The following is a 24,888-nucleotide window of genomic DNA, read 5'->3' as shown; positions in this document are numbered from 1 at the left end:
GGTGCCATGCCATAGGCGGGGGGTGAGCGTCCAGACTTCCGACATTGTAGATGACGTCGCCCGGGACTTCGCGGCGCGCGTGCTCGGCTGGTACGACCGGTCGGCGCGCGTGCTGCCGTGGCGGATCGCGCCGAACAGCGGCTGGGCGCCCGATCCCTACCGTATCTGGCTGGCCGAGGTCATGCTGCAGCAGACGACCGTTGCCGCGGTCGCGGGCTATTTCGCGCGCTTTACCGAACGCTGGCCGACGGTTGCCGATCTGGCGGCGGCCGACGATGCCGATGTCATGGCGGCGTGGGCGGGGCTTGGTTATTACGCCCGCGCGCGCAATCTGCTCGCCTGCGCGCGCGCGGTCGTTCGCGACCATGGCGGGACATTTCCCGATAGCGAGGCCGCCTTGCGCGCGCTGCCCGGGATCGGCGACTATACTGCGGCGTCGGTCGCGGCGATCGCCTTCGGGCGCCCGGCGGTTGTCATCGACGCCAATATCGAGCGCGTGATCGCGCGCCACCGCCTGATCGAAACGGCGCTGCCGATGGCGAAGCGCGAGATTCGCGTCGCGCTCGCGCCGCTGGTGCCGGGCGATCGGCCCGGCGACTTTGCGCAGGCGCTGATGGACCTTGGCGCGACCGTCTGTACGCCGCGCTCGCCTGCGTGCGCGATCTGCCCGCTGATGGCCGATTGCCGCGCGCGTGGGCGAGCCGATATCGAGCGCCTGCCGGTGAAGCCGCCGAAGAAGGCCAAGCCGCATCGGCATGGGCTGGCCCATTGGATCGAGAAGGATGGGGCAATCTGGCTCGTCCGCCGGCCCGACAAGGGGATGCTCGGCGGAATGCGTGCGCTGCCCGGCGGCGACTGGGCCGATGTACTGCCGTTCGAGTCGGGAATCGTCAGCGTCGATCATGGTTTCACCCATTTTGACCTCACGCTGACTTTGGTGCGGCGTGACGCTCCCACCGAAGCCCCCGGTGCCGCAGCGGAAGGCGGCTGGTGGCCGATCGCGGACCTTGACGCGGCGGGGCTGCCGACGCTCTATCGCAAACTGACCGACAAGATGCTGGAGAGAGACGCATGAACATGATGGTGTCGCGCCGCGCGCTGATGGGTGGGATGGCGCTGGCGGGTGCGGGGGCGCTGTTGCCGCGCGCCGCGCTGGCGTGGAAGATCGACGGCGCCGCGCTCTATCCCGCGACCAATGCGTTCATCAAAGGCTTTGTCGACCGCCGCGAGCTTGCGGGCACGCTCGCCGCGATCGGCAAGGGGCAGGAGGCAGCGGTCTTTTTCGGCGCGGGGGTGCAGTCGAACGATTCATCAACGCCCGTCGGCCCCGACACGTTGTGGCGCCTCTATTCGATGACCAAACCCGTCACCGGCATCGCCGCGATGCTGCTGATCGAAGACGGCAAGATGAAGCTCGACCAGCCGATCGCCGATTTCCTGCCCGCCTTTGCGAATATGAAGGTGCAGAACACGCCCGACGGGTCGATCACCGACGTGCGCCCGGCAAAAGGCCCGATCACGGTGCGCCAGCTGCTCACCCACACCGCAGGGCTCGGCTATAATATCATCCAGAAGGGGCCGCTCAAAAAGGCCTATGACGACAATGGCATCACCGGCGGGCAGGCGAGCCGGCTGCCGATCCCGGGTTTCGCGCCGGTCACCCCCGCGCCGAGCCTTGCCGTGATGGCCGACCGGCTTGCGGCGCTGCCGCTAGTCTATGAGCCCGGCACCAAATGGAGCTATTCGATCAGCCTCGACCTCTTGGGACGGCTGATCGAGGTCGTGTCGGGCCAGCCGTTCGACGCCTTCCTGAAGGCACGATTGTTCGATCCGCTCGGAATGACGAGCACCGGCTTCATGGTGAGCGCGAAGGATGTGGGGCGCTTCACGAGCAATTATGCGCCCTTTGGGGGCGCGCTGATTCCCTTCGATCCCGCGGCGAGCTCGATCTATCTCGACCCGCCGCCCTATCCGTTCGGCGGCGGCGGGCTCGTGTCGAGCGCGCGCGATTACGACTGCTTTCTTGCGATGCTGCTCGGCGAAGGCGCGACGGGCGGGAAGCGCGTGATGAAGCGCGAGACTGCGCTGCTCGCGATGTCGAACCTCATCGCCGACAGCGTCGACCGCAAGGGCAGCTTCATCGACGGGCAGGGCTTTGGCGCGGGTGGGCGTGTTTCGCTACCGACCTCGCCCGGAGGCGAGGGGATTTTCGGCTGGGCGGGCGCCGCGGGGACGATCGGTTTCGTCCATCGCGGGCTCGGCTATCGCGCCGCAGGCTATACGCAGATCATGCCGCCCGATGCGGTGTCGTTCCAGGGCAAGTTCGGCGAAACCTTCTTCAAGGATGTGATGCGCTGATGCCTTTGCCGCTGGGGTTCACCGGGGCGTGGCTCGACCGCGCCGATCAGTTGCGGACCGATGCGGCGGCTTTCGCTGCCGCGTCGGCCGATCCGCGGGCGCGCTGCCTTGTCCTCGGCGGCATCGACTTTGTGCCGGGCGAAGGCGGCGGGCTGCTGTGGGAGCCGCTCGACCCCGACGACCATCGCGCGCTGATGCTGCTTGGCATCGACGACGCGGGCATCCCGCATTTTGTGCGCGAGGCCCCGGCCGGCGCGCGCATCGATGCGCGGTCGCGCACGGTGATGCGGCTGCTGCCGTTGCTGTCGGGCGAAGAGGCGGCGCTGTATGGCGGCGCGCGCAGCCTTGTCGACTGGCATGCGCGGCATCGTTTCTGTGCGGTGTGCGGATCGCCGACCGACCTGTTCCGCGGCGGGTGGGGCCGGACCTGTGGTAGCTGCAACGCCGAGCATTTCCCGCGCGTCGACCCGGTGGTGATCATGCTCGCCGAATGCGACGGGCGCGTGCTCGTCGGGCGGCAGGGCGGTTTTCCACCGGGATTCTTCTCGGCGCTCGCGGGGTTCGTCGAACCCGGCGAATCGCTCGAGGAAGCGGTCGCGCGCGAACTCTGGGAAGAAGCGGGCATCCGTGTTTCGGACGTCACCTATGTCGCAAGCCAGCCCTGGCCGTTCCCCTCGTCATTGATGATCGGGTGCCGCGCGGTCGCGAAGGATCCCGCGCTGACGCTCGATACGACCGAGATCGAGGCGGCGATGTGGGTCGACAGGGCGGAAGTGCGCGCCGCGCTTGCGGGCGACATGGGGGCGCCGTTCATGGCGCCGCCGCCGCTGGCGATCGCGCGTTACCTGCTGGAGGATTGGGCGGCTTAGTTAAAGCCGCTTGCCGGTGATCCGGCTGATTTCCTTGGCGACCATCGCCTCGACCAGCCCGGGCAGGTTGGTGTCGAGCCAGTCCTTGAGCATCGGGCGCAGCGCGTCGAGGACGACATCCTCCATCGTGCGGCCGGCGACGGTCGGGGCGGCAACGGTTGCCGCGGCGACCGCGGGGGCGACCGCGGCGGTCAGCGCTTCGAGCGATTGGCGTGCGGCATCGGCGCTCGCTTCGGAAACGAGCTCCGCGGCTGCGGGGGCAGCATCGGCCCGGTCTTCTTCATCTTGGAGGTCAAGAATATCGTCGGCTTCGGGGACGCGGATCTCGCGTGCCGAGCCCGGCGCTTCATCCCGCGCGATCACGCGCCGAATCGACGACAAGATATCTTCCATCGAAGGTTCCCGCGACATATCGCCCATAACCCAACCCCCTAAACCATCGCGATTACCGGATGGTTAACAATTCTCTTACCGATTTGGGGCGCGATTTGCCAAGCCTTATTGTGGCGAGAGCGATGGCGGACCGACGGGAACACTGGCGGTGGCGGCGGGAACGGCGCGGGTGTCGGTCGCGACTTGCTGCGGCGCCGGATCGTCGGCCCAGTCCCAGATCTCACCCTTCACGCGCCGGTAATTGACTTCGGGATCGTAGAGCGCGCCGCCGCCGATGCCGAGGTCGCGGGCTTCGGCCTTGCCCATCGCGGCGAGGACCGAGAAGGCGGCGACGTACGAGTTACGCTGTGCCGACACGAGCTGGACCTGCGTGTTCAGATATTCCTGCTCGGCGTTCAAAATGTCGAGGATCGAGCGCGTGCCGACGCTGTTTTCGGCGCGCACGCCTTCGAGCGAGAGCGCGTTGGCGCTCACCGCCTGCTGCGTCGCGGTGATGATGCGTTCGTTCGCCTGCCACGCGGCATAGGAGCCGCGCGTCTGCGCGATCACACCGCGTTCGGTTTCGACATATTGTTCGATCGCCTGGCTGCCGCGCGACTGCGCCTGCCGCACCTGGGCCGAGCGGCGGCCGCCGGTGAAGATCGGCAGCGTCACCGATACGCCCGCGGCCGCGGCGGAGGTTTCCTGCGTCACGCCGACGCCGGTGACGCCGCTGTTCAGCGAGCCGAGGTAATTATTATAATTGCCGCTGAGCGTCGCGGACAGTTTCGGCGCGCGCGACGCCTTGGCGGCGCCGATATCGGCCTTCGACGCGCTGACCAGCTGATTCGCCGATTCGATGTCGGGATTGTTGTTCAGCGCGATCGCCACCGCTTCCTCGGCATTCGCCGGCAGGTTCGGGAGCGCCGGGGGCGCCTGCAAATCGGTCGGGGCATCGCCGACAAGCCGGATATAGGATTCGCGGCTGCCGATCAGGTTCGCCTCGGCGTTACGCAGATCGCCTTCGGCGAGCGCCAGCCGCGCCTCGGACTGGGCGACGTCGGTGCGCGTCAGGTCGCCGATCTCGAAGCGGTCGCTGGTCGCCTGCAAATTGGTACGCAGGACCGAGACATTCTTTTGATTGAGCTGGACGATCGCCTGATCGCGGATGACGTCCATATAAGCGCCGACAACCTGCGAAAATATGCTCGCTTCGGTGGCGCGAAGGTCGGCTTGCCCCGCCTCGACGCGAAATTTTGCGGCGCGCACGGCGTTGCGGACCGCACCGCCCTGATAAATCGGCACCGACAATTGGCCCGACCCCGTGACCGAGCGCATCGGTGAGTTGAAGCTGTTGCCCGGCCTGATGACATTTTCTTCGTAATCGGCGCGGGTGTTGACCTCGGGAAGGCCGAAGCTTTTCTGGATCGGCACATTCTCGTCGTTCGCGCGCTGTCCCGCGCGCGCGCCGGTCAGTGTCGGGTTGTTTTCATAGGCCTTGGCCAGCGCACCCTGCAGCGTTTCGGCCTCTGCCGCCGCGGGCAGCATCAGCGCGCCGACCGCGAGGCCGGTGAGCCAGCTGGACCGGCGAAGGGGCTGTTTCTTATTATTATTATCGTTCATAAAGATGTCAGCCCCGCAACAAGGAAGGAAGTGGCCTTAAAACTGAAAAGCGACCGGTGCCGCAAAGCCCGGCAGCGGCGCGACGTCCATGTCGGCGAAGCTGCGCAGCGCGACCGCGCCGCCGGTCTTCACGCCCTCGACCAGCCGCGTCACCGCACCTTCGCGCCGCGCCGCGATCAACCGCCCGCCGTCGGCGAGCTGCTGGGCAAGCGCGTCGGGCAGCGTTTCGATCGCGCCCTCGATGATGATGCGGTCGAACGGCGCCGCATCGGGCGCACCGGCGGCCAGCGGTCCCTGGGTCCAGCGGATATTGGCGTTGATGACCGCAGCCTGCGCCGTCGCCATCAATTCGCCCTGTTCCTCGACGGCGTGAACCTCGGCGCCGAGCAGCGCGAGCAGTCCGGCGGTATAGCCCGTTGCGCTGCCGATCAGCAGCACGCGCTGACCGGGACGGACCGCCGCTGCGACCAGCATCCGGCCGGTGACCAGCGGCGCGTTCAAGGCGCGGCCGTGGCCGAGCGCGATCGGACGGTCCATATAGGCGACGCCGGCGAGCGCGGCGGGCACATGCGCCTCGCGCGGCGCTGCGGCCATCGCGCCGATCACCGCGGGGTCGATGACATCGTTGGTCCTGAGCTGGCTGTCGATCATGGCAGCGCGCATCTCTGCCGCAGTGATTTCGCTAAACTTCGTCGCCATCAGCCTTTTCCAATTCCCTGGAACTTGAACCTTTGCGGGGCAGCTTTAGCCGAAGCAATGCTGTATTGCAATAGTAATACAGCCCCGCAGCCGCATCGCGTGTCGCATAGCTGCCAATGGGGGTGTCGCCAACCCTCATCGCGCGCTGTACCGCGGCCCGAGCGGTGCCGTTCCGGCGAATCCTTGACAAGGCAGCCAAAGCCCCTCACTAGCGGCGCCGTCCAACACCCGGCCCGTCCCCAAAAGGATGCGGTAATTTGGCATGAGGCCCGATGGCGGAGTGGTGACGCAGCGGATTGCAAATCCGTGCACGCCGGTTCGATTCCGGCTCGGGCCTCCAAACTTTTCCCAAAGTTGCGAAATCAGACTTCGCTTGCGTCGGTCCCATGGCGTCGCCCCTATCGCGCAATCTGTAGCGCCGGTTTCTGACGGTAACCTGACGACGCGCGGCCGTGCGGCCGCCCCAAGGACAAAGGGCTGCCCCTTTCGGAGCAGCCCTTCCATTGTCGTGCCTGTTCGCGGACGATTATCCGAGTCGGACCCCCGCGAGGAAGGTCATGCTCAAATCTGCCGCATGCGGCGCGTGACAATGAGACATTCGACCACCTCCTTTCGCTTGTTGACGATGTTTTCAATCTAGGGTTTTCGGTCGTCGATTCAAGAGATGGCGAAAACCGGGCCTTGCCCTTTGTCGGTCGCAGCGGGAAAGAAGTGTCTGGAAGCTCGCTTCAATGAAGGACAGCAATATGGCCCATGGCACCGCCCGCATCGGCAAGGATCATTATCGCACCGAGATCAACGTCGGCGGCCATGACCTGATCGGCGACGAGGGGCCGGGGCTGGGCGGGCAGAATCTGGGGCCAGCGCCTTATGACTTCCTGCTCGCGGGCCTCGGCGCGGTCACCGCGATCACCTTGCGCATGTACGCCGACCGCAAGGGGTGGCCGCTCGAATCGGTCGACGTCAGCCTACGATTGCTCAGCAAGGACGGCCTCCGGGTCGATCGCGTGCTGACGATCGCGGGGCTCGACGACGAGCAGAAGGCGCGGCTCGCCGATATTGCCGAGCGGACGCCGGTGACGCTGACGCTGAAGGGCGGACTGCCGATCGACACGCGGCTTGCTTAGGTCCTGACCCTGATCGGCGCGCCACTGGACAAGTTGCGATCTACCACTTATATACCAGCCGTTATGGAAATCGAAACCGCCACCGCTGTCACACCGCACAAGGGCCGTCCGCGCGAATTTTGCGTCGATGCCGCTCTGGCATCGGCGCTGCGCGTCTTCTGGTCGAAGGGCTATGAAGGCGCCTCGATGGCCGATCTGACCGAGGCGATGGGGATTACCAAGCCGAGTTTGTACGCGGCCTTCGGCAATAAGGAAGCGCTCTTCAACAAGGCGCTCGATCTCTATGAGCGCGAAAAAGCCGACTATATGCATGCTGCGCTCGAAGCGCCGACCGCGCGCGGCGTCGCCGAGCGGCTGATGTACGGCGCGCTCGACATGTACACCTGTCCCGAGAATCCGAACGGCTGCCTGGGCGTGATCACCTCGGTCGCGTGCGGCGCGGAAGCCGAATGTATTCGCCAGGCCGTGCTCGAACGCGGCGCGGCGGCGAAACGCGCGATGCTCGAACGCTTCGCGCGCGCCAAGGAAGAGGGCGATTTCCCGCCCGACACCGATGCCGCAGGCCTTGCCGCTTTCCTGACCGCGGTGAACCAGGGCATGTCGGTGCAGGCTGGCGCCGGTGCGACGCGCGCGGAACTCGAACGGCTCGTCGAAACCAGCCTGAAGCTGTGGCCCGGGCGTTGATCTGAGCATTTGCCGGCCGAAAAACCGGCGCCCATTTTTTCGGTAAGTGCCCTGAAAGAAAAATCTTACTGCCCGGTACAGAATGGTGTTGACGCAGCGCAACATGACTTATATACCACATAGTACACAACGATAGGCTCTCCCCCGAGACCGGCCGCGGCGTGACAAAGATCATGCTGCGGCCGGAAGTTTCACCATCGAATATTTCCCGGGAGCGGGTCTTGCTCCGGTCGGGCGCCCAAAGGTGCTTGCCCGCAAGATATAAACAGGGACCCCGCGCGCGCATGGGATGCGCGTGACGGGACAGGGCGGCCGTCCTCTTCGATGAGGGCCCTCTGGCAACAAGGACCATTTGCGACATCAGTCGGAGGCATGCGCTTCCGGCGCTGGCCGCCTGCGCCTCCCTCCCCCTCCCCCGGGGGCGCAGGCGGCCAAAACGAACGAAGAGAAGAGGGCATATCCATGACCGTCCACACCCCCATCGAAAAGATCGACCCCGCCGACGCGAAGGTCCGCCGCGAACTCAAGACCTTGCTCCACCCCGGCCGCGGCCGCCGCGCCGCGTGGATCGGTGCATTCCTCGTGCTCATTGTCGGTGCCTGGTGGCTGCTCCGCGACGGTCCGCCGCAGGCCGCCGCGGCGCCCGCGCCCGTGCTCACCGTCGCGACGCCGATCGCGCGCGATGTAACGCTGTGGGACGAATATATCGGCCGCTTCGAGGCGTCGAAAGCGGTCGAAGTGCGCCCGCGCGTTTCGGGTGCGATCACGGGCATCCACTTCACCGACGGCCAGATCGTGCGTCAGGGGCAGCCGCTCTTCACCATCGATCCGCGCCCCTATCGCGCCGCGCTCGCCGAAGCGCGCGCCTCGGCTGCCAGCGCGCGCAGCGACCTGGCGCTCGCACGCCTCGAACTCGAACGCGCCGGGCGGCTCGTCGATGTCGAGGCGGTGTCGCAGAGCGAGATCGACCGGCTCCGTGCGCGCGTCAACGCTGCGAATGCCGCGCTGGCCGGGGCTGATGCCCGCATCGCGGCGCGTTCGCTCGACGTCGAATTCACGACCGTCCGTGCGCCCTTGAGCGGCCGCATTTCGGACCGCCAGATCGACGCGGGCAACCTCGTGTCGGCGGGCGATGCCGGGGGCACGCTGCTGACGACGATCAATGCGCTCGATCCCGTGTACTTCACCTTCCAGGGATCCGAAGCTTTGTTCCTCAAGACCAAGCGCGAGGGCGGCGATAAGGGCGCGGCGGTCGAAGTCCGCCTGCAGGACGAAAGCGATTATCGCTGGAAGGGGCAGCTCGACTTTACCGACAACGGCCTCGACCCGCGTTCGGGCACGATCCGCGCCCGCGCCAGCTTCAGTAATCCGGAAATGTTCCTGACCCCCGGCATGTTCGGCAATATGCGCCTGACGACCGGCCAGACGGCGCGCGCGCTGCTGATCCCCGCCGCCGCGGTGCAGACCGATCAGGCGCGCAAGATCGTCTATGTCGTCGGCAAGGACGGGATGGTCGCGGCGAAGCCGGTCGAGCTTGGCCCCGAAGTCGATGGCCTGCGCGTCATCCGTTCGGGCCTGACGCCGACCGACCGCGTCGTCATCAACGGCTATCAGTTCGCGCGTCCCGGCGAAAAGGCGGTGGCCAAGGCTGGAAAGATTGCCGCCGTGGCACCCCCCAAGGGTGCGGCCGCCGCAGTCGAACCGGTGTCGGCGCAGGCGACTTTTTCGAAGTGAGTTGAATAAAGCCCCTTCCTTTTGAGGAAGGGGTTGGGGTGGGGTCTCGCGACCTCCCGTCTAGCCCGATGGCTCCACCCCCCTCGGCTCCGTCCGGGGATCGCTGCCCCTACCGAAAGTGGAAGGGGGAGATTCGGATTTAGACATAGAACAGGGGCTCTCCCATGCGCCTATCCCGCTTTTTCATCGACCGGCCGATCTTTGCCGCCGTGCTCGCTGTCATCATCACCATCATCGGCGCGGTCGCCTATATCGGCCTGCCCGTCTCGCAATATCCCGACATCGTCCCGCCGACGGTGACCGTGACCGCAACCTATCCGGGTGCGTCGGCCGAAACCGTCGCCGACACGGTCGCGGCGCCGATCGAGCAGGAAATCAACGGCGTCGACAATATGCTCTATATGAGCAGCCAGTCGACCGGCGACGGCGTCGTCACGATCACCGTGACCTTCAAGATCGGCACCGACCTCGATGCCGCGCAGGTGCTGGTGCAGAACCGCGTCGCGATCGCGACCCCGCGCCTGCCCGAAACGGTGCAGCGGCTGGGTGTCGTCACGCGCAAGACGTCGCCAGACTTCCTGCTGATCGTGAACCTCGTCTCCCCCGACAAGTCGCTCGATCGCGCGTACATCTCCAACTATGCGCTGACCCAGCTCCGCGATCGCCTCAGCCGCATCGACGGCGTCGGCGACGTGCGCCTGTTCGGCAGCCGCGATTACGCGATGCGCGTGTGGATCGATCCCGGCCGCGCCGCCGCGCTCGACCTCACCGCGGGCGAGATCGTCACCGCGCTGCGGCGTGAGAATGTGCAGGTCGCCGCAGGCTCGCTCGGCCAGCCGCCGCATGCCAATGGCAGCAGCTTCCAGCTCAGCGTCGAGACGCAGGGCCGCCTGACCGACCCCAAGGATTTCGCCAACATCGTCATTCGCAGCGATGCCGACGGGCGGCAGGTGCGGGTGTCGGACGTCGCGCGCGTCGAGCTCGGCGCGTCGGACTATAATTCGAACACCTATTTGTCGGGCGATCCGACGGTCATTCTCGCGACGTTCCAGCGTCCGGGTTCGAACGCGCTTGCCGCGGCGAAGGCGGTCGAGGCCGAAATGGCGGCAGCGTCGAAAAGCTTCCCCAAGGGACTCGAATATCGCGTCATCTATAACCCCACAGAATTCATCGCCCAGTCGATCGACGCGGTGATGGAAACCCTGTTCGAAGCCGTCATCCTCGTCGTCATCGTCATTCTGGTGTTCCTCCAGAAATGGCGCGCGGCGATCATTCCCGTGCTCGCGATCCCGGTGTCGCTGATCGGCACCTTCGTGGTGCTCGCGGCGTTCGGTTACAGCCTCAACAATTTGTCGCTGTTCGGGCTCGTCCTCGCGATCGGTATCGTCGTCGATGACGCGATCGTCGTCGTCGAGAATGTCGAACGCAACCTCGAGAAAGGGATGAGCGCGCTCGAAGCCGCGCGCACATCGATGGATGAAGTGTCGGGTGCGCTCGTCGCGATCGTGCTCGTGCTCTGCGCGGTGTTCGTGCCGACCTTGTTCCTCACCGGGCTGTCGGGTGCTTTCTATCAGCAGTTCGCGGTGACGATCTCGACCGCGACGATCATCTCGCTCGTGCTCTCGCTCACCCTGTCGCCCGCGCTCGCGGCGATCCTGCTCAAACCGCACGCTCCCGCGCAGGCCGACGGATGGCTCATGGCGCGTATCCACCGCGCCGGCGAACGCTTCAACGAGGGCTTCGAGAAATTGAGCAATGGCTATGCGCGCCTGACCGACCGGCTGGTGCGCGCGCCGAAAAAGATGATGGTCACCTATGCCGGGCTGATCGCCGCGACCGCGGGGCTGTTCTGGGCGACGCCGACGGGCTTCATTCCCGCGCAGGATCAGGGCTATTTCCTCGTCGTCGCCAAGCTGCCCTCGGGCGCTTCGGTCGAACGCACCGACGCGGTGCTGAAGAAGGTTGCCGCGCGCGTGCTGCCGATCGAGGGGGTCCTCGGATCGGTGATGCTCGCGGGCTTCGACGGACCATCGCAGACGCTCGCGCCGAACTCGGCCGCCGCTTACTTCCCGCTCAAGTCGTTCGAGGAGCGCGGGAAGCTCGGGGTCAATTTCGAGGACATCATGAATCAGGCACGCGCGAACACCGCCGACATCACCGAGGCGCAGATCGTGATCATCCCGCCGCCGCTGATCCAGGGCATCGGTTCGGCGGGCGGTTACCGGATGATCGTGCAGGATCGTGGCGGGAACGGCTATGCCGCGCTCGCGAACGAGACGAACAATCTGATCGGCAAGGCGAACGAGACCCCGGGGCTCGCGAACGTCTTCACTTTCTTCGATCCGTCGAACCCGCGCGTCTATGCCGACATCGACCGGGCGAAGGCGAATATGCTCGGCGTTCCGCCCGAGCGCGTGTTCGAGGCGCTGCAGGTCTATCTCGGCTCGGCGTTCGTCAACGACTTCAACCTGCTCGGCCGCACCTATCGCGTCACCGCACAGGCCGACGCGCCCTATCGCCAGACCGTCGCCGACATCGCGAATCTTCGCACCCGGTCGGACTCGGGCGCGATGGTGCCGATCGGGTCGGTCGCGAACTTCGAGGACCGCACGGGGCCGTACCGCGTCACGCGCTACAACCTCTTCCCCGCGGTCGAGATCGACGGCGATACCGCGCCGGGCTCGTCGTCGGGTGCGTCGCTGACGACGATGGAAAAGCTCGCCTCGGACACGCTCCCGGCGGGCTATGGCACCGAATGGACGGGCATCGCCTTCCAGCAAAAGGCGGCGGCGAACACCGCGGGCATCGTCTTCGCGCTCGCGGTGGTCTTCGTCTTCCTCGTGCTCGCGGCGCAATATGAAAGCCTGATGCTGCCGCTGGCGATCATCTTCATCGTCCCAATGTGTCTGCTCGCGGCGATGGTCGGCGTGAATTTGCGCGGCATGGACAATAATGTGCTGACGCAGATCGGGCTCGTCGTGCTCATCGCGCTCGCCGCGAAGAACGCGATCCTGATCGTCGAATTCGCCAAGCAGGCCGAGGAAGAGGATGGTCTGTCGCCGATCGAAGCCGCGGTGCGTGCCGCGCGCGACCGTCTGCGCCCGATCCTGATGACCAGCTTTGCCTTCATCCTCGGCGCGGTGCCGCTCTTGATCGCGAGCGGGGCGGGGGCGGAGCTGCGGCAGGCGCTCGGCACCGCGGTTTTCTTCGGCATGCTCGGCGTGACGGCGTTCGGCCTCATCTTCACCCCGACCTTCTACGTCGTCGCACGCGCGCTCAGCATATGGTCGGCTGAGCGGCGCGCGCGGCGCGGGTCGGACGACCACGGGACGGCGCTGCCCGTACCGGCGGAATAACGATCGGCAAGTGACGAAACCAAATCACTCTGTGCTCCCGCGAAGGCGGGAGCCCATCTCCGGCTGGCGCTATTTTGAACCGGCCGGAGATGGGTCCCCGCCTTCGCGGGGATACACGGCCTTTTTGAATGCAATAATTTCAGGAGAGCAATCATGATCCTCCGCAATATCCTCACCGCCGCCTCGGCGCTGGCGCTCGCCGCCTGTGCGGTCGGCCCCAACTATGCCGAACCCAAATCCGCGTCGGCGCCCGTCGCCACCGGGCCGTTTGTTTCGGCGAACAGCTCCGCGGTGTCGCTCGCACCGGTCGCGGGCGACTGGTGGCGCCTTTATGACGATCCCGTCCTCGACGGGCTCGTCGGCGATGCGCTGGCGAACAACACTGACGTCCGCGTCGCTGTCGCGAACATCGCCCGCGCCCGTGCATCCTTGCGCGGCGCGCGTGCGGATCGGCTGCCGCAGGGACAGATCGGCGCCGGCGCCAATTACGGCCGCAGCCCTGAAGGGCAGCGTCTGCCCGGCGCCGACCGCGAGGATTGGGCGGTCGATGTCGGGATCAATGTCTCTTACGAAGTCGACCTGTTCGGCCGCGTCAGCCGCTCGATCGAGGCCGCGCGCGGTGATGCCGCCGCCGCCGAGGCGAATGCCGACGCGGTGCGCGTGATCGTCGCCGCCGATACGACGCAGGCCTATGCCGATGCCGCCTCTGGCGCGGCGCGGCTCGACGTCGCGCGGCGCATCGTCGGGCTGCTCGACCAGCAGGTGAAACTTACCGAACGCCGCAAGGAGGTCGGGATGGCGACGGGGCTCGACCTCGCGCGCATCACGACGCTGCGCGATCAGCGTTCGGCCGACATTCCCTCCATCGAGGCTGAGCGGCAGGCGGCTTTGTTCCGCCTCGCGACTCTGACCGGTCGTGCCCCCGTCGCGCTCCCCGCGATCGCGGCGGATCGCAACATCAGCCTCGAAATCACCGACCCCATCCCAGTCGGTGATGGGGCGGCGCTGCTCAAGCGCCGTCCCGATATTCGCGCCGCCGAGCGCCGCCTTGCCGCCGACACCGCGCGCATCGGCGTCGCGACCGCGGATCTTTATCCGCGCATCACCTTGGGCGGTTCGGCCGGGTCGACGGGCACGGGCTTTGGCGATGTGTTCGGTGGCGGTCCGCTCCGCTGGCTGCTCGGGCCGCTGCTCAACTGGGCTTTCCCCAATCAGGAACCCGCGCGGGCGCGGATCGCGGCGGCCGAGGCTGATACGCAGGCGTCGCTTGCCGAATTCGACGGCACGGTGCTGCGCGCGCTCGAGGAAACCGAGACGGCGCTGTCGTCTTACGCGCGTTCGCTCGAACAGCGGCAGGCGCTGCGCGCCGCGCGCGATCAGGCCGAACGCGCGGCGCGGATCGTGCGCGCGAAGCGGCAGGAGGGCGCATCGGATTCGCTCGAATGGCTCGATGCCGAACGGACCTTTGCCGAGACCGAAGCGGTTCTCGCTGCGCAGGACGGCCAGATTTCGCGGCGTCAGATCGCGCTGTTCCGCGCGCTCGCGGGCGGCTGGTCGACCTAGACGATATGGCTCGCTGTGCCGCCCGGCGTCCATAGCTGCGCTGCGAGCCGGTGCAGCGCGCGCGAAAGCCCGCGGCGGTCGATCGTCCCGCCGAGCGAGATGCGCATCGCCTTGGGGGCGTCGGCCGCGACGGCGAAGCGGTCCGATTGCACCGCCGACAGCCCGTCAAGCGCGAGCGCGGCGGCGAGCGTGTCGGGCTGGATATCGACCGCCAGCGGCAGCCACAGGTGATAGCCTTGCGGATGTGCGGCGTGGCGCCCGTCGCCGAGCACGCTGTGCGCCAGCCGCTGCCGCCAGCTCGCCTCCTTGCGCACCGCGTCGATCAACGCGTCGAGCGTTCCGTCGGCGAGCCATAGCGACACCATCGCGACGTTGAGCGGCGGCGCCATCACCGCGCTTTCATGCTGGCACGCCGCGATTTGCAGGGCCTCGGTCACCCCCGGCGCGCGGACAAAACCGACGCGCAGCGCGGGCGAGACGATTTTGGCCATGCTTGTGACATACCAGCCGACCCGCGGCGCGAAGCTCGCGATCGCGGGAATCGGCGTGTCGGGGAGCAGGCCATAGGCATCGTCCTCGATAATCTGGACGCCCGTTTCCTCGGCCCACGCGGCAATGGCCCGCCGTTCGCCGATCCCGATCGTCGCGGTGGTCGGATTGTCGTTGGTCGGGACAACGTAGAGCGCGCGCAGCGGCGCGGCGGCGTGTGCCGCCTCCAAGGCTTCGGCGGTCATTTCGGCGAGCGGGACGAGCGTGACCCCCGTGCGCCGCGCAATCGCGGCGAAGCCCGGATAGACGAAGCGTCCGCACGCGACGCGGTCGCCGGGCTTCAGGATCGCCGACGCAACCGCGTGCAGCCCATTTTGACCGCCGGCGGTGACGACGATCTGCTCGACCGAAGACGACAAGCCGGTGCGCGCGAGCAGTTCGGCGCCGCTTTCGCGATCCGCCGCGGCGCCGCCCGGCCGCTGGTAATGCAGCCGCGCAAACCCGTCGGCGCGCGCCAGCGTGCCGAGCGCCGATGCCATCGCATCGGTCAACCGGCTCTCGATCGGGATCGGCGGGCTGTTCATCGCGATGTCGCTCTGCGCCGCCGTCGCGACCTCGCCGGTCCGCACATCCTCGCTGATAAAGCTGCCCGCGCGGCCGCGCGCGACGATCAGCCCGCGCTGGCGTGCCAGATCATAGGCCTTGGTCACCGTGGTGAGGTCGATGCCGAGTTTCGCGGCGAGGTCGCGCTGCGGCGGCAGGCGATCGCCGTGGCGAAGCTCGCCGCGCGCGACGGCGGCCGATATCGCGGCGGTCACCGCCTTATATTTGGGGCCCGCCGCGCCCGCGATGTCGGGGAGCCATGCGTCACCCGCCACGCCGTTCGTCCGCTTCGTGTTTTTCGCGCGCATTCAGCTTCGCCCACAGATGCTCGGTCCCCGATTCCTGCGCCTTGTTCACATATTGCGAGGCGACCAACCAGCCCTTGATCGGGCGCAGCGGCAGCACGCAGCCGATGACCATGATCGGGATCGAAAAGACCAGATGGACCCACAGCGGCGGGCTGTAGGCGATCTGCAGCCACACGATCACGAAGGTCAGCGGAAAGGCGACGATGCATTGCGAGAAAAAGGCGGGGCCGTCGTCGGGCGCCGCAAAGCTGAAGTCGAGCCCGCAATTCTCGCAGCGATCGGCGAGTTTCAGCCACGAGCGAAACATATGTCCCTTGCCGCATTCGGGGCATTTGCCGTGCCATCCCGCCCACAGGATCCAGCGCAGCTTTTCGTTGCCAACATCACCGCTCGTCATATCCGACTCCAACAGAAGGCATATCGAATGCCATGCAAGAGGCATATGATGCGGAAGAGCGGACAAATGAATATGTAAGTTAAACATATGAAATAGAACATATATCGTTCTTGGAGAGATTTATAGCATGGGGGTTTTCGATATCTAATCCATGCATGACGATGGAATTTCAGGTCGAAATCGCATTTGGATCCGCTTTTTGCCGGACAATCGCTTGCGGCGCGTGCTTGCGGCTAAAACCGGCGGGAGGAATGGAGAATATAGGGGCGGCCGGCGGGGTTTCGGGTCACCGCGGCCATCGTTTACGCCGCTTTTACCAGTCCCGGTGCATAAGATTTACCGATGTTTGCGACTGGGGACAAATGATGGACAGCATGCGCGGACTGCTTTCGGGCAGCCACGACCAGGATGATGGGGCGATCGATGCGCCCGCGTCCGTCGGCGTCGACGAACGGCGGATGCAGGTGCGGGCCTATAATTACTGGGCCTCGCTGCTCGCCGACCGCGCTTATCCGTCGGTCGAGGACCTCGATCTCGACGGTGCCGATTTCGGATCGCATTCGGTATTGCTCGACTTCACCGCGGGGGTCGAGAACCCGGGTCTCGCCTTCCTCGGCGACACGCTGCGCGAAGAATCGCAGATCGACGAGGACGTCCATTATATCAGCCAGATTCCCGGCCGATCCTTGCTGTCGCGCCTCACCGACCATTATCTCCAGATCATCGCCAACCGCGCGCCGATCGGCTTCGAGGCCGAGTTCGTCAACGATCGCGGCACGACGATCATGTACCGCGGCATCTTGCTGCCCTTTTCGTCCGACGACGACACGATCGATTTCATCATGGGCGTGATCAACTGGAAAGAGGTGGTCACCGCCGACCAGGCCGAGGAATTGCAGCTTTCGGTCGAACAGGCGCTGCGCAGTGCCGCGCCGTTGACCGCGCCGGTGCCCGTGTGGGCCGACGGCCCCGACTCGGAGCATCTCGACGACGATGTCGTGGTCGATGCCGCCCCCGGTTTCGCCGCGCTGGGCGACGACACGGAGCTCTGGCTGGATGCCGAGGTCGGGACCGACGAAGACGACGGGGACGAGGACGAGGTGCCGGTCGATCCGGGGCAGGATGCCGAACTCGCGGACTGGCTGGCGCTTGCGCGCGAAACCGCCGAGCGCGCGATCGCGGCCGACAGCCGCAGTCGCGGTGCGCTCTATCAGGCGGTCGGCAAGGCGTGGGATTTCGCGCTCGCCGCCGAGGAGCAGCCCGAAGAATTTGCCGCGCTGCTCGACGACGCCGGGCTGGCGGTGCAAGACCGTGCGCCGATGACCCCGGTCGTGAAGCTGGTTTTCGGCGCGACCTATGACAAGACACGCCTCGCCGAATATGCCTGTGTGCTCGGCCATGCCAAGGACGAGGGCGTCGGCCGCGGCGAACTCAGCGCCTATCTCGATCGCTATCCGGGCGGGCTCAAGGGGCTGGTCAAGGACGCGCGTGCGCGCCGCAAGCCGGCCGATGCAGTTGAGCGACCCGACGACAAGCTCGACGCATTGCGCCTCGCGCATCCCGCGCTCATCCTCGAACATGACGCGGGCGACGCCGAATTCGTCGTGCTGATCGCGCGCGCGATGCCGGGCGGGCACATCGGGATCGTCGCCAAAGCGGCCGACGATCCGGCGTTGGTGGCGAAGCTGGCGAAGAAGGCGGTCCCGATCACGCCCGGCGCCTGAGGGCCGTCTGAGAGCGTTCACGCAACAGAAAATCCGAAAATTGAAATTTTTTAACGTCGGCGGGCGAACGAGGGCTTGAGCCGCGCGCCGCTGAGGCGCATAGGGGGCGGCAGCGAACGGGCCCCCGCCGATCGTCGGCTGGGATCCCCCTCTTTGGTTCGGGATGCTGCACTTTATGTCTCAGAATTTGTCCGACACGCCGGAAACGGACACCACCACCACCGCCAAAATTCCTTCGAAAATAGCCGCCGCCTATCTCGCCGCGCTGCGTGGCAGCGCGCTGCCGGGCGAGGGCGACGATATGGACAAGGCTGCGCTCGCCGATGCGAGCCAGTTCGCCGCGCGCGCCGCGCTCGATCGTGCGCCCGAAACGCCGTCGCTGCTGCTCGAACCGATCGCTGCCGACGGCACCGACCGCCGGATGCGGCTGGTCATCATCAACGACGACATGCCCTTCCTCGTCGATTCGACCTCGCAGGCGGTCGCGGCGCAGGGGCTGGCGGTCCACCGCATCCTTCACCCCGTCGTCGCGGTGAAGCGCGATGCCAAGGGGCATCTGCAGGAAGCGGGCGAGGGAGGAACCCGCGAGTCGGTCATCTATATCGAACTCGAGCGCGGCGACGCCCGCGCGCGCCGGCGCCTGCTCGACGGGCTCGAAGCCGCGCTGCGCGATGTGCGTGCGGCGGTGCGCGACTGGCGCGCGATGCGCGCCGCGATGCTCGCCGACGCGGCGATGCGCGTCGAGGGCGAAGCCGCCGAACTGCTGCGCTGGTTCGAGGGCGGCTCGATGACCCAGCTTGGCCACGAATGGCGCACCCGCGATGGCAAGGTTCAGGATTCGCTGGGGATCAGCGAGAGCAGCGAAAGCCAGCTGCTGTCGCCCGCCGCGCTCGAAGCCGCCTTCGCCTGGTTCGACAAGGGAGGCCATGCCCCGCTGCTGATCAAGTCAAACCGCTTGTCGGCGGTCCACCGCCGCGTGCTGCTCGACCTCGTCATCGTGCCCGAACTCAAGGGCAAGAAGGTCGAGCGCCTGTCGATTCACGCCGGCCTGTGGACGAGCCAAGCGCTGTCGGCGCCGCCGGCGAAGGTGCCAATGCTGCGCGCGCAGCTCGAAGCGTTGATGGCGAAGTTCGGTTTCGACCCCACGGGTCACGCCGGCAAGGCGCTCGCGCATGCGCTGACCGCGCTGCCGCACGACTTGCTGATCGCGTTCGACGCCGCCTCGCTCGAAGAGCTGGTGCTGACTTCGATGTCGATCACCGACCGGCCGCGGCCGAAGGTGGTGACCGTGCAGAGCGCGCTAGGCCGCCACCTGTTCGCCTTCGTCTGGTTGCCGCGCGACGAGGTCTCGACCGGTCGTCGCCTCGCGGTCGAATCGCTGCTGGTGCGCGAAGCGAAGGCCGGCGTGATCGGCTGGACGATGGTGCTCGAAGACGGCGGCGCGGCGCTGCTGCGCTACACGCTCGACCTGCGCAGCGGCGGCGTCGTGCCCGATACCGAGGCGCTCAACGCCCAGCTCGAACAGATGGTGCGCGGCTGGCAGCCCGAGGTCGAGGCGGCGCTGGCGAAGCGCGGCGACCCCGGCCGCGCGGCGGCGCTGGCGGCGCGCTTTGCGCCGACCTTCCCGCCCAATTACCGCAACCTCTATAATCCCGAGGAAGCGGCGCGCGACATTCTGCGCCTGCGCGATCTCGACGCCGCCAACCCGCGCAGCGTCCGCCTCGCGCGCAAGAGCCTCGACGGCGACGACCGGCTGCGGCTCAAAGTCTATAGCGCGGCCGGCCCGCTCGCGCTGTCCGCGGTCGTCCCCGCGCTCGAACATTTCGGCTTCGAGGTACTCGAGGAAATCCCGACCGCGCTGCAGAATCGCGTCCCCGGCGCCGAGGGCGAAGACGAGCAGGCGATCGTGATCCACGATTTCACGCTGCGCCTGCCCGCCAACGTCGACGAACTCGCGCTGCTTCCCCATGCCGAAGTGATCGAGGGCGCGATCGCGGCGGTGCTCGATGGGCGCGCCGAGAATGACGCGTTCAACGAGCTGGTGCTCACCAACCAGACCGCCCCGCGCGCGATCGTGTGGCTGCGCGCCTGGTTCCGCTATTTGCGCCAGGGCGGCTCGGCTTACGGCATGGACACGGTGGTCAGCGCGCTGCGCCACGCGCCCACGCTGACCGCCGCGCTGATCGAGCGTTTCCGTGCTCTTCACGATCCGAAGGCGCGCGATGCGAAGCGCGCCGAGGCGCTCGAAGCCGACATCATGGCGGGCTTTGCCGACATCAAGTCGATTGATGAGGATCGCATCCTCCGCCTCTTCCACGCGGTGATCGGCGCGACGCTGCGCACCAATGCCTTCGCGCCCGCCGCCGAAGAAGCGCTCGCGTTCAAGATCGACAGCGCGCAGGTCCCCGGCCTGCCGAAGCCGCTGCCCTGGCGCGAAGTGTGGGTCTATTCGCCGCGCGTCGAGGGTATTCACCTCCGCGCCGGTCCGGTCGCGCGCGGCGGGCTTCGCTGGTCCGACCGCCGCGACGACTTCCGCACCGAAATCCTCGGGCTGATGAAGGCGCAGCGCGTCAAGAATGCCGTCATCGTGCCGACCGGCGCGAAGGGCGGCTTCTATCCCAAGGCATTGCCCGACGTGTCGCTCGACCGCGATGCGTGGTTCGCCGAGGGCACCGAATGCTATCGCATCTTCATCCGCTCCTTGCTGTCGATCACCGACAATCTGGTCGCGGGCAAGGTCGTGCATCCGAAGGGCGTCGTAATCCACGACGGCGACGATCCCTATTTCGTCGTCGCCGCCGACAAGGGCACCGCGACCTTCTCCGACGTCGCCAATGGGCTCGCGATGGAGCGCGACTTCTGGCTCGGCGACGCGTTCGCGAGCGGCGGGTCGAAGGGTTATGACCATAAGGCGATGGGCATCACCGCCAAGGGCGCGTGGCTTTCGGTCCGACGCCACTTCGCCGAAATGGGCGTCGATGTGCAGAGTGACACGATCCGCGTCGCCGGCTGCGGCGATATGTCGGGCGACGTGTTCGGCAACGGCATGCTGCTGTCGAAGGCGATCCAGCTGACCGCGGCGTTCGACCATCGCCACATCTTCCTCGACCCCAATCCCGATCCGGCGAAAAGCTGGAAGGAACGCGAGCGGATGTTCAATCTGCCGCGGTCGAGCTGGGCGGACTATAACGAGAAGCTCATCTCGAAGGGCGGCGGCATCTTCCCGCGCAGCCAGAAGAGCATTCCGCTGACCCCTGAAGTGCAGGCGTTGCTCGGGCTGTCGGTGTCCGAAATCGACCCGATTTCGCTGATCTCGGCGATCCTCAAGGCGCCGGTCGACCTGCTGTGGTTCGGCGGCATCGGCACCTATGTGAAGGCCGCGAGCCAGAATAATGCCGAGGTCGGTGACCCCGCGAACGACGCGCTGCGCGTCGATGCCGAGGATCTGCGCGTGAAGGCGGTGGGCGAGGGTGCGAACCTCGGCACGACGCAGGCGGCGCGCATCGCCTTCTCGGCGAAGGGCGGGCGGATCAACACCGACTTCATCGATAACAGCGCGGGCGTCGACTGCTCGGATAATGAGGTCAATATCAAGATCGCGCTGAACCGCGAGATGGCCGAAGGGCGCTTGTCGCAGGAAGACCGCGACGCGCTGCTCGTGCGCATGACCGACAATGTCTCCGAGCTGGTGCTCGAGGACAACCGGCTGCAGGCGCTCGCGCTGTCGATCGCCGAAAAGGGCGGATCGGCGGCGGTGCCGTCGCTCGTCCGGCTGATGGAGACGTTCGAGGCGTCGGGCCGGCTCGACCGCAAGGTCGAGGGGCTCGCCGCGAACGACGAACTGCTCCGCCGCGCTGCCGAAGGGCGCGGGCTGACGCGCCCCGAACTCGCGGTGCTGCTGTCGACCGCGAAGCTCGCGCTGCAGGATGCGATCGAGAATAGCGACCTGCCCGACGATCCGGCGCTCGGCAGCGACCTTGCCGCGGCCTTCCCCGACGAGATGCAGCGCGATTTCGCGGCTGCGATCGCCGATCATCAGCTGCGCCGCGAAATCATCGCGACGAAGATCGCGAACCGCATCATCAACCGCATGGGCATCGTCCATCCCTTCGAACTCGTCGAAGAGGAAGGCTGCGCGCTCGGCGACATCGCCGCGGCGTTCGTCGCGGTCGAGCGCCTGCTCGAAATGCCGGCGATCTGGGACGCGCTCGACGCGGCAAAGATCGACGAGAGCATCCGCCTGTCGCTGTTCGCGCAGGCGGCGTCGGCGATGACCTCGCAAATGGCGGACCTGCTCCGCGTGACGCAGACATTGTCGCAGCCGGGTCCGGTCGTCGCGCGGCTCGAACCCGGGGTCGATCGCCTCAACGCGAGCGTCGACGCGCTGCTCAGCCCGTCGGTCAAGCATCAGTGGGACATGCTGACGCAGCAATTGCTCGACGCGGGCGCGCCCGAGGCGCTGACCGCGTCGGTCGTGCGGCTGTTCAAGACCGACGGTGCGATCGGCATCGTCGACCTTGCCGAACGGCGCGGCGACGACGAGGTCGCGGTGACCAGCGCCTTCACGCATCTGGGCGAAGCCCTGGGGCTCGACTGGGCGCAGACGCTGGCGGCGCATATGAGTCCCGCCGATCCGTGGGAACGCCTGCTCGTCAACAGCCTCGCGCGCGATTTCCAGCAAATGCGGCTGACCTTCCTCGCGGGGCTGCCGAAGGGCGATCTCGACGCGGCGGTGACCAAATGGCTCGCCGATCATGCGCCGCGCGTCGAGCAGTTCCGCGCCACGGTCGACCGGGCGCGGATGATTCCGAGCCCGAATGGGGCGATGCTGTCGCATATCGCGGGGCAGGCGCGCGGGCTCTTGGGACGGTAATGCCGTTCCAGCCTCGCGTCGCGATCCTCGTCCCGGCGCCCGACTATTACGAGAAGTGGCAGCCCGCCTTTGCCCGCAAGGCGACGGCGCTGACCGCGGCCGGGCTGATCGTGGAACAGCGCGTATGGACCGATCCGGGCGATTTGTCGGGTTATGATCTGGTCCTGCCGCTCTTCGCGTGGGGCTATCAGCGCGATGTCGCGGGCTGGTACGCGCTGCTCGACCGGCTGGAGGAAGCCGGCCTGCCGGTCGCCAATCCGGTGCCGGTGCTGCGCTGGAACAGCGACAAGGCCTATCTCGGCGAACTCGGTGCAAAGGGCGTCGCGGTCGTACCGACGGTCGAGGTCGCGGCGCTCGACGACGCGAGCCTAGCTGACGCGGTGGCCGAGCTCGCGACCGACGAGGTTGTGATCAAGCCGGCGATCTCGGGCGGCGCCGATGGCACGCATCGCATCGCGCCGGGCGCGCCGATTCCCGCCGATGCCTTGGGTGCGCGCCGGCTGGTCCAGCCGCTGATGCCCGGCATCCTGACCGATGGCGAATATTCGCTCTTCTTCTTCGCCGGCAAGTTCAGTCACGCGATCGTCAAGCGTCCGGCTTCGGGCGACTTCCGCGTGCAGGAGCAATTCGGCGGACGCGAAGAACCGTGGGACGCGAGCGACGCCGCGCAGGCGCTTGCGGCGCAGGCGTTGGCGGCGGCTCCGGCGCCGCCGGTTTACGCGCGCGTCGACATGGTTGGCGATGCCGCGGGCACGCTCCACATCATGGAACTCGAACTGATCGAGCCGTCGCTGTTCCTGCATCACGCACCCGACAAGGGCGCGGCGTTCGGATCGGCCGTTTACGGCGCGATTTGACCCGGCCGGCTCCGCCAGAGCCATTGCCGGATCGCCGAGGTCAGATTAGGCGGATCGTCCGCTTCCATCCGCTCGACATCGATCCGCGCGACGAGCGCGTTGACGGGGAGCGCCTGCCGCGCGGCTTCGGCTTCCAATGCATCCCAGAACATCGGCTCGAGGCTGATCGAGGTCGGGTGACCGGCGATGGTCACCGAGCGTTTGACGGGGGGGCGATAGGCGGGGGGCATGTTCGCGGCCTACAGCGTGAACCTCAAATCAGGTACGATTTATTTGGGGTAGCTCGGCATTCGGGCGCCCCCTAAACCGATCAGCCGATCCGGCGCGAATGCAGACAGGCTTATGACAGGACTTCAGGCGCTCACCGAAAAAGAAAAAGAGACGTTGCGCCTGCTGGTCGATGGCCATGACGCGAAATCGATGGCGCGGCATCTGGGGCTGTCGGTCCACACGATCAACGAACGGCTGCGCGACGCGCGGCGCAAGATGTCGGCGTCGAGCAGCCGCGAGGCGGCGCGGCAGCTGCGCGAGATCGAAAGGCAGGACCCCCAATTTCTGGCGGACAGGGGATTGGGGGATGCGGCCGCCGCCACGGACATGGAAGAGCTTCGGGCACCGGCCGGGACGCGGCGCATATCGCGCCGCTTCGGCTGGATAGCCGGAGGAATATTCATGTCGATCAGCCTTGCCCTTTTTGCTCTCGCGTCCTTGCCCGGGACCGCCGGCGCGCCCGCCGCGCCGAAGCCGGCCGCTTCCGCGGCGCCGGCCGCCGAAACCGCCGCGGTACAGGCGGCACGCCAGTGGCTCGCGCTTGTCGACAAGGGCGACTGGAACAGCAGCTGGAATGCCACGGGACAGGCGTTCAAGTCGCTCAATACCAGCGAGCGGTGGGCCGAAGTGTCGGAGGCGGTGCGCACGCCGCTCGGCGCGGTCGTCTCGCGCGAACTTGTCAGCGAGGAAAATGTGCCCGCGCCGCCCTATGGCTATCAGCTCGTCAAGTTCCGGACGAGCTATGCGAACAAGGCGGGGGCGATCGAAACGCTGTCGCTGGTTCGCGAAGGCGGTGAGTGGCGCGTGGTTGGGTGTACGATCGAGTAGAGGCCCGCGGCGGCTTGGTGGGCGACGGCAAAGCCGCCGCCTGAGCCTGCCCCCGCGAAGGCGGGGGTCAGACGGGTTCGGGGATCTTTCGGGATCGCCGCCCCGCTGGCCGTGCCGATGGCTGCCGCTTCGCGGCACCGGCGCCTAACCTTGT

18 protein-coding genes and 1 tRNA gene are annotated in these 24,888 nt (G+C 66.8%); 13 read left to right on the top strand and 6 right to left on the bottom strand.

Annotated features, from left to right (window positions below; genetic code table 11):
• The first annotated feature begins 22 nt into the window (after nt 1–22).
• The 3 genes from FG91_RS16395 to nudC are packed head-to-tail and all read left to right on the top strand — an operon-like array spanning nt 23 to nt 3,227.
• Complete coding sequence (locus FG91_RS16395) at nt 23–1,075, top strand: A/G-specific adenine glycosylase (RefSeq protein ID WP_081940644.1); 1,053 nt, start codon at nt 23–25, stop codon at nt 1,073–1,075.
• Nucleotides 1,072–2,358 (top strand): serine hydrolase domain-containing protein, encoded by a 1,287-nt coding sequence (locus FG91_RS16390; protein WP_037516981.1) that lies wholly within the window; start codon nt 1,072–1,074, stop codon nt 2,356–2,358. Before FG91_RS16395 ends, FG91_RS16390 begins: the two co-directional genes overlap by 4 nt.
• Nucleotides 2,358–3,227 carry an NAD(+) diphosphatase gene (gene nudC, locus FG91_RS16385; protein ID WP_037516979.1) on the top strand — a complete coding sequence of 290 codons (870 nt, stop codon included), beginning with the start codon at nt 2,358–2,360 and terminating at the stop codon, nt 3,225–3,227. The genes FG91_RS16390 and nudC overlap by 1 nt, the downstream gene beginning before the upstream one ends.
• Here nudC and FG91_RS16380 read toward each other — a convergent pair whose 3' ends face one another.
• From FG91_RS16380 to FG91_RS16370, 3 genes are all read right to left on the bottom strand, one after another.
• Entirely contained in the window at nt 3,228–3,620 is a 393-nt protein-coding gene (locus tag FG91_RS16380) for a DUF2497 domain-containing protein (protein WP_052187811.1), read from the bottom strand.
• A 105-nt stretch (nt 3,621–3,725) separates the two neighbouring features.
• On the bottom strand, nt 3,726–5,222 hold the full coding sequence (locus FG91_RS16375) for a TolC family outer membrane protein (protein WP_037516975.1): 1,497 nt from the start codon (nt 5,220–5,222) through the stop codon (nt 3,726–3,728).
• Nucleotides 5,223–5,258: 36 nt separating this feature from the next.
• The gene (locus FG91_RS16370; protein ID WP_037516972.1) at nt 5,259–5,921 is read right to left on the bottom strand and encodes a protein-L-isoaspartate O-methyltransferase family protein; all 663 of its coding nucleotides are present in this window, start codon (nt 5,919–5,921) and stop codon (nt 5,259–5,261) included.
• Nucleotides 5,922–6,187: 266 nt separating this feature from the next.
• Between FG91_RS16370 and FG91_RS16365 the strand changes: the two genes are divergently transcribed.
• From FG91_RS16365 to FG91_RS16340, 6 genes are all read left to right on the top strand, one after another.
• Nucleotides 6,188–6,261 (top strand) — tRNA-Cys (locus tag FG91_RS16365).
• Nucleotides 6,262–6,667: 406 nt separating this feature from the next.
• Nucleotides 6,668–7,048, top strand: coding sequence for an OsmC family protein (locus tag FG91_RS16360; protein ID WP_037517334.1), 381 nt, complete (start codon nt 6,668–6,670; stop codon nt 7,046–7,048).
• Nucleotides 7,049–7,111: 63 nt separating this feature from the next.
• Nucleotides 7,112–7,732, top strand: coding sequence for a TetR/AcrR family transcriptional regulator (locus tag FG91_RS16355; protein ID WP_037516971.1), 621 nt, complete (start codon nt 7,112–7,114; stop codon nt 7,730–7,732).
• A gap of 462 nt (nt 7,733–8,194) precedes the next feature.
• Nucleotides 8,195–9,466 (top strand): efflux RND transporter periplasmic adaptor subunit, encoded by a 1,272-nt coding sequence (locus FG91_RS16350; protein WP_037516968.1) that lies wholly within the window; start codon nt 8,195–8,197, stop codon nt 9,464–9,466.
• Nucleotides 9,467–9,630: 164 nt separating this feature from the next.
• On the top strand, nt 9,631–12,822 hold the full coding sequence (locus FG91_RS16345) for an efflux RND transporter permease subunit (RefSeq protein WP_037516966.1): 3,192 nt from the start codon (nt 9,631–9,633) through the stop codon (nt 12,820–12,822).
• 153 nt (nt 12,823–12,975) lie between these two features.
• Nucleotides 12,976–14,385: an efflux transporter outer membrane subunit gene (locus FG91_RS16340; RefSeq protein ID WP_037516964.1), complete on the top strand. Its 1,410-nt coding sequence runs from the start codon at nt 12,976–12,978 to the stop codon at nt 14,383–14,385.
• Here FG91_RS16340 and FG91_RS16335 read toward each other — a convergent pair.
• Nucleotides 14,382–15,785, bottom strand: coding sequence for an aminotransferase-like domain-containing protein (locus FG91_RS16335; RefSeq protein WP_052187769.1), 1,404 nt, complete (start codon nt 15,783–15,785; stop codon nt 14,382–14,384). The two genes, FG91_RS16340 and FG91_RS16335, sit on opposite strands and share 4 nt — an antisense overlap.
• Nucleotides 15,742–16,182 carry a DUF983 domain-containing protein gene (locus FG91_RS16330; protein ID WP_037516963.1) on the bottom strand — a complete coding sequence of 147 codons (441 nt, stop codon included), beginning with the start codon at nt 16,180–16,182 and terminating at the stop codon, nt 15,742–15,744. The genes FG91_RS16335 and FG91_RS16330 overlap by 44 nt, the downstream gene beginning before the upstream one ends.
• A gap of 374 nt (nt 16,183–16,556) precedes the next feature.
• On the opposite strand from FG91_RS16330, the gene FG91_RS16325 reads away from it, so the two are divergent.
• From FG91_RS16325 to FG91_RS16315, 3 genes are all read left to right on the top strand, one after another.
• Nucleotides 16,557–17,906 carry a hypothetical protein gene (locus FG91_RS16325; protein ID WP_235212069.1) on the top strand — a complete coding sequence of 450 codons (1,350 nt, stop codon included), beginning with the start codon at nt 16,557–16,559 and terminating at the stop codon, nt 17,904–17,906.
• A gap of 175 nt (nt 17,907–18,081) precedes the next feature.
• Entirely contained in the window at nt 18,082–22,779 is a 4,698-nt protein-coding gene (locus FG91_RS16320; RefSeq protein WP_052187767.1) for an NAD-glutamate dehydrogenase, read from the top strand.
• A complete protein-coding gene (locus tag FG91_RS16315; protein ID WP_037516960.1) occupies nt 22,779–23,636 on the top strand; it encodes an ATP-grasp domain-containing protein in 858 nt (285 codons plus the stop codon). Before FG91_RS16320 ends, FG91_RS16315 begins: the two co-directional genes overlap by 1 nt.
• On the opposite strand, the gene FG91_RS16310 is transcribed toward FG91_RS16315, so the two are convergent.
• Nucleotides 23,621–23,866, bottom strand: coding sequence for a ribbon-helix-helix domain-containing protein (locus FG91_RS16310; RefSeq protein WP_037516958.1), 246 nt, complete (start codon nt 23,864–23,866; stop codon nt 23,621–23,623). The genes FG91_RS16315 and FG91_RS16310 overlap by 16 nt on opposite strands.
• A gap of 112 nt (nt 23,867–23,978) precedes the next feature.
• Here FG91_RS16310 and FG91_RS16305 point away from each other — a divergent pair, with 112 nt between their 5' ends.
• A complete protein-coding gene (locus tag FG91_RS16305) occupies nt 23,979–24,734 on the top strand; it encodes a helix-turn-helix domain-containing protein (protein ID WP_037516956.1) in 756 nt (251 codons plus the stop codon).
• Nucleotides 24,735–24,888 lie beyond the last annotated feature (154 nt).

This window comes from Sphingopyxis sp. LC81 (assembly GCF_000756375.1).
Taxonomy (GTDB): Bacteria; Pseudomonadota; Alphaproteobacteria; order Sphingomonadales; family Sphingomonadaceae; genus Sphingopyxis.
Note: the sequence above shows the minus strand (reverse complement) of the source record. Positions and strands in the feature narration are given on the sequence as shown.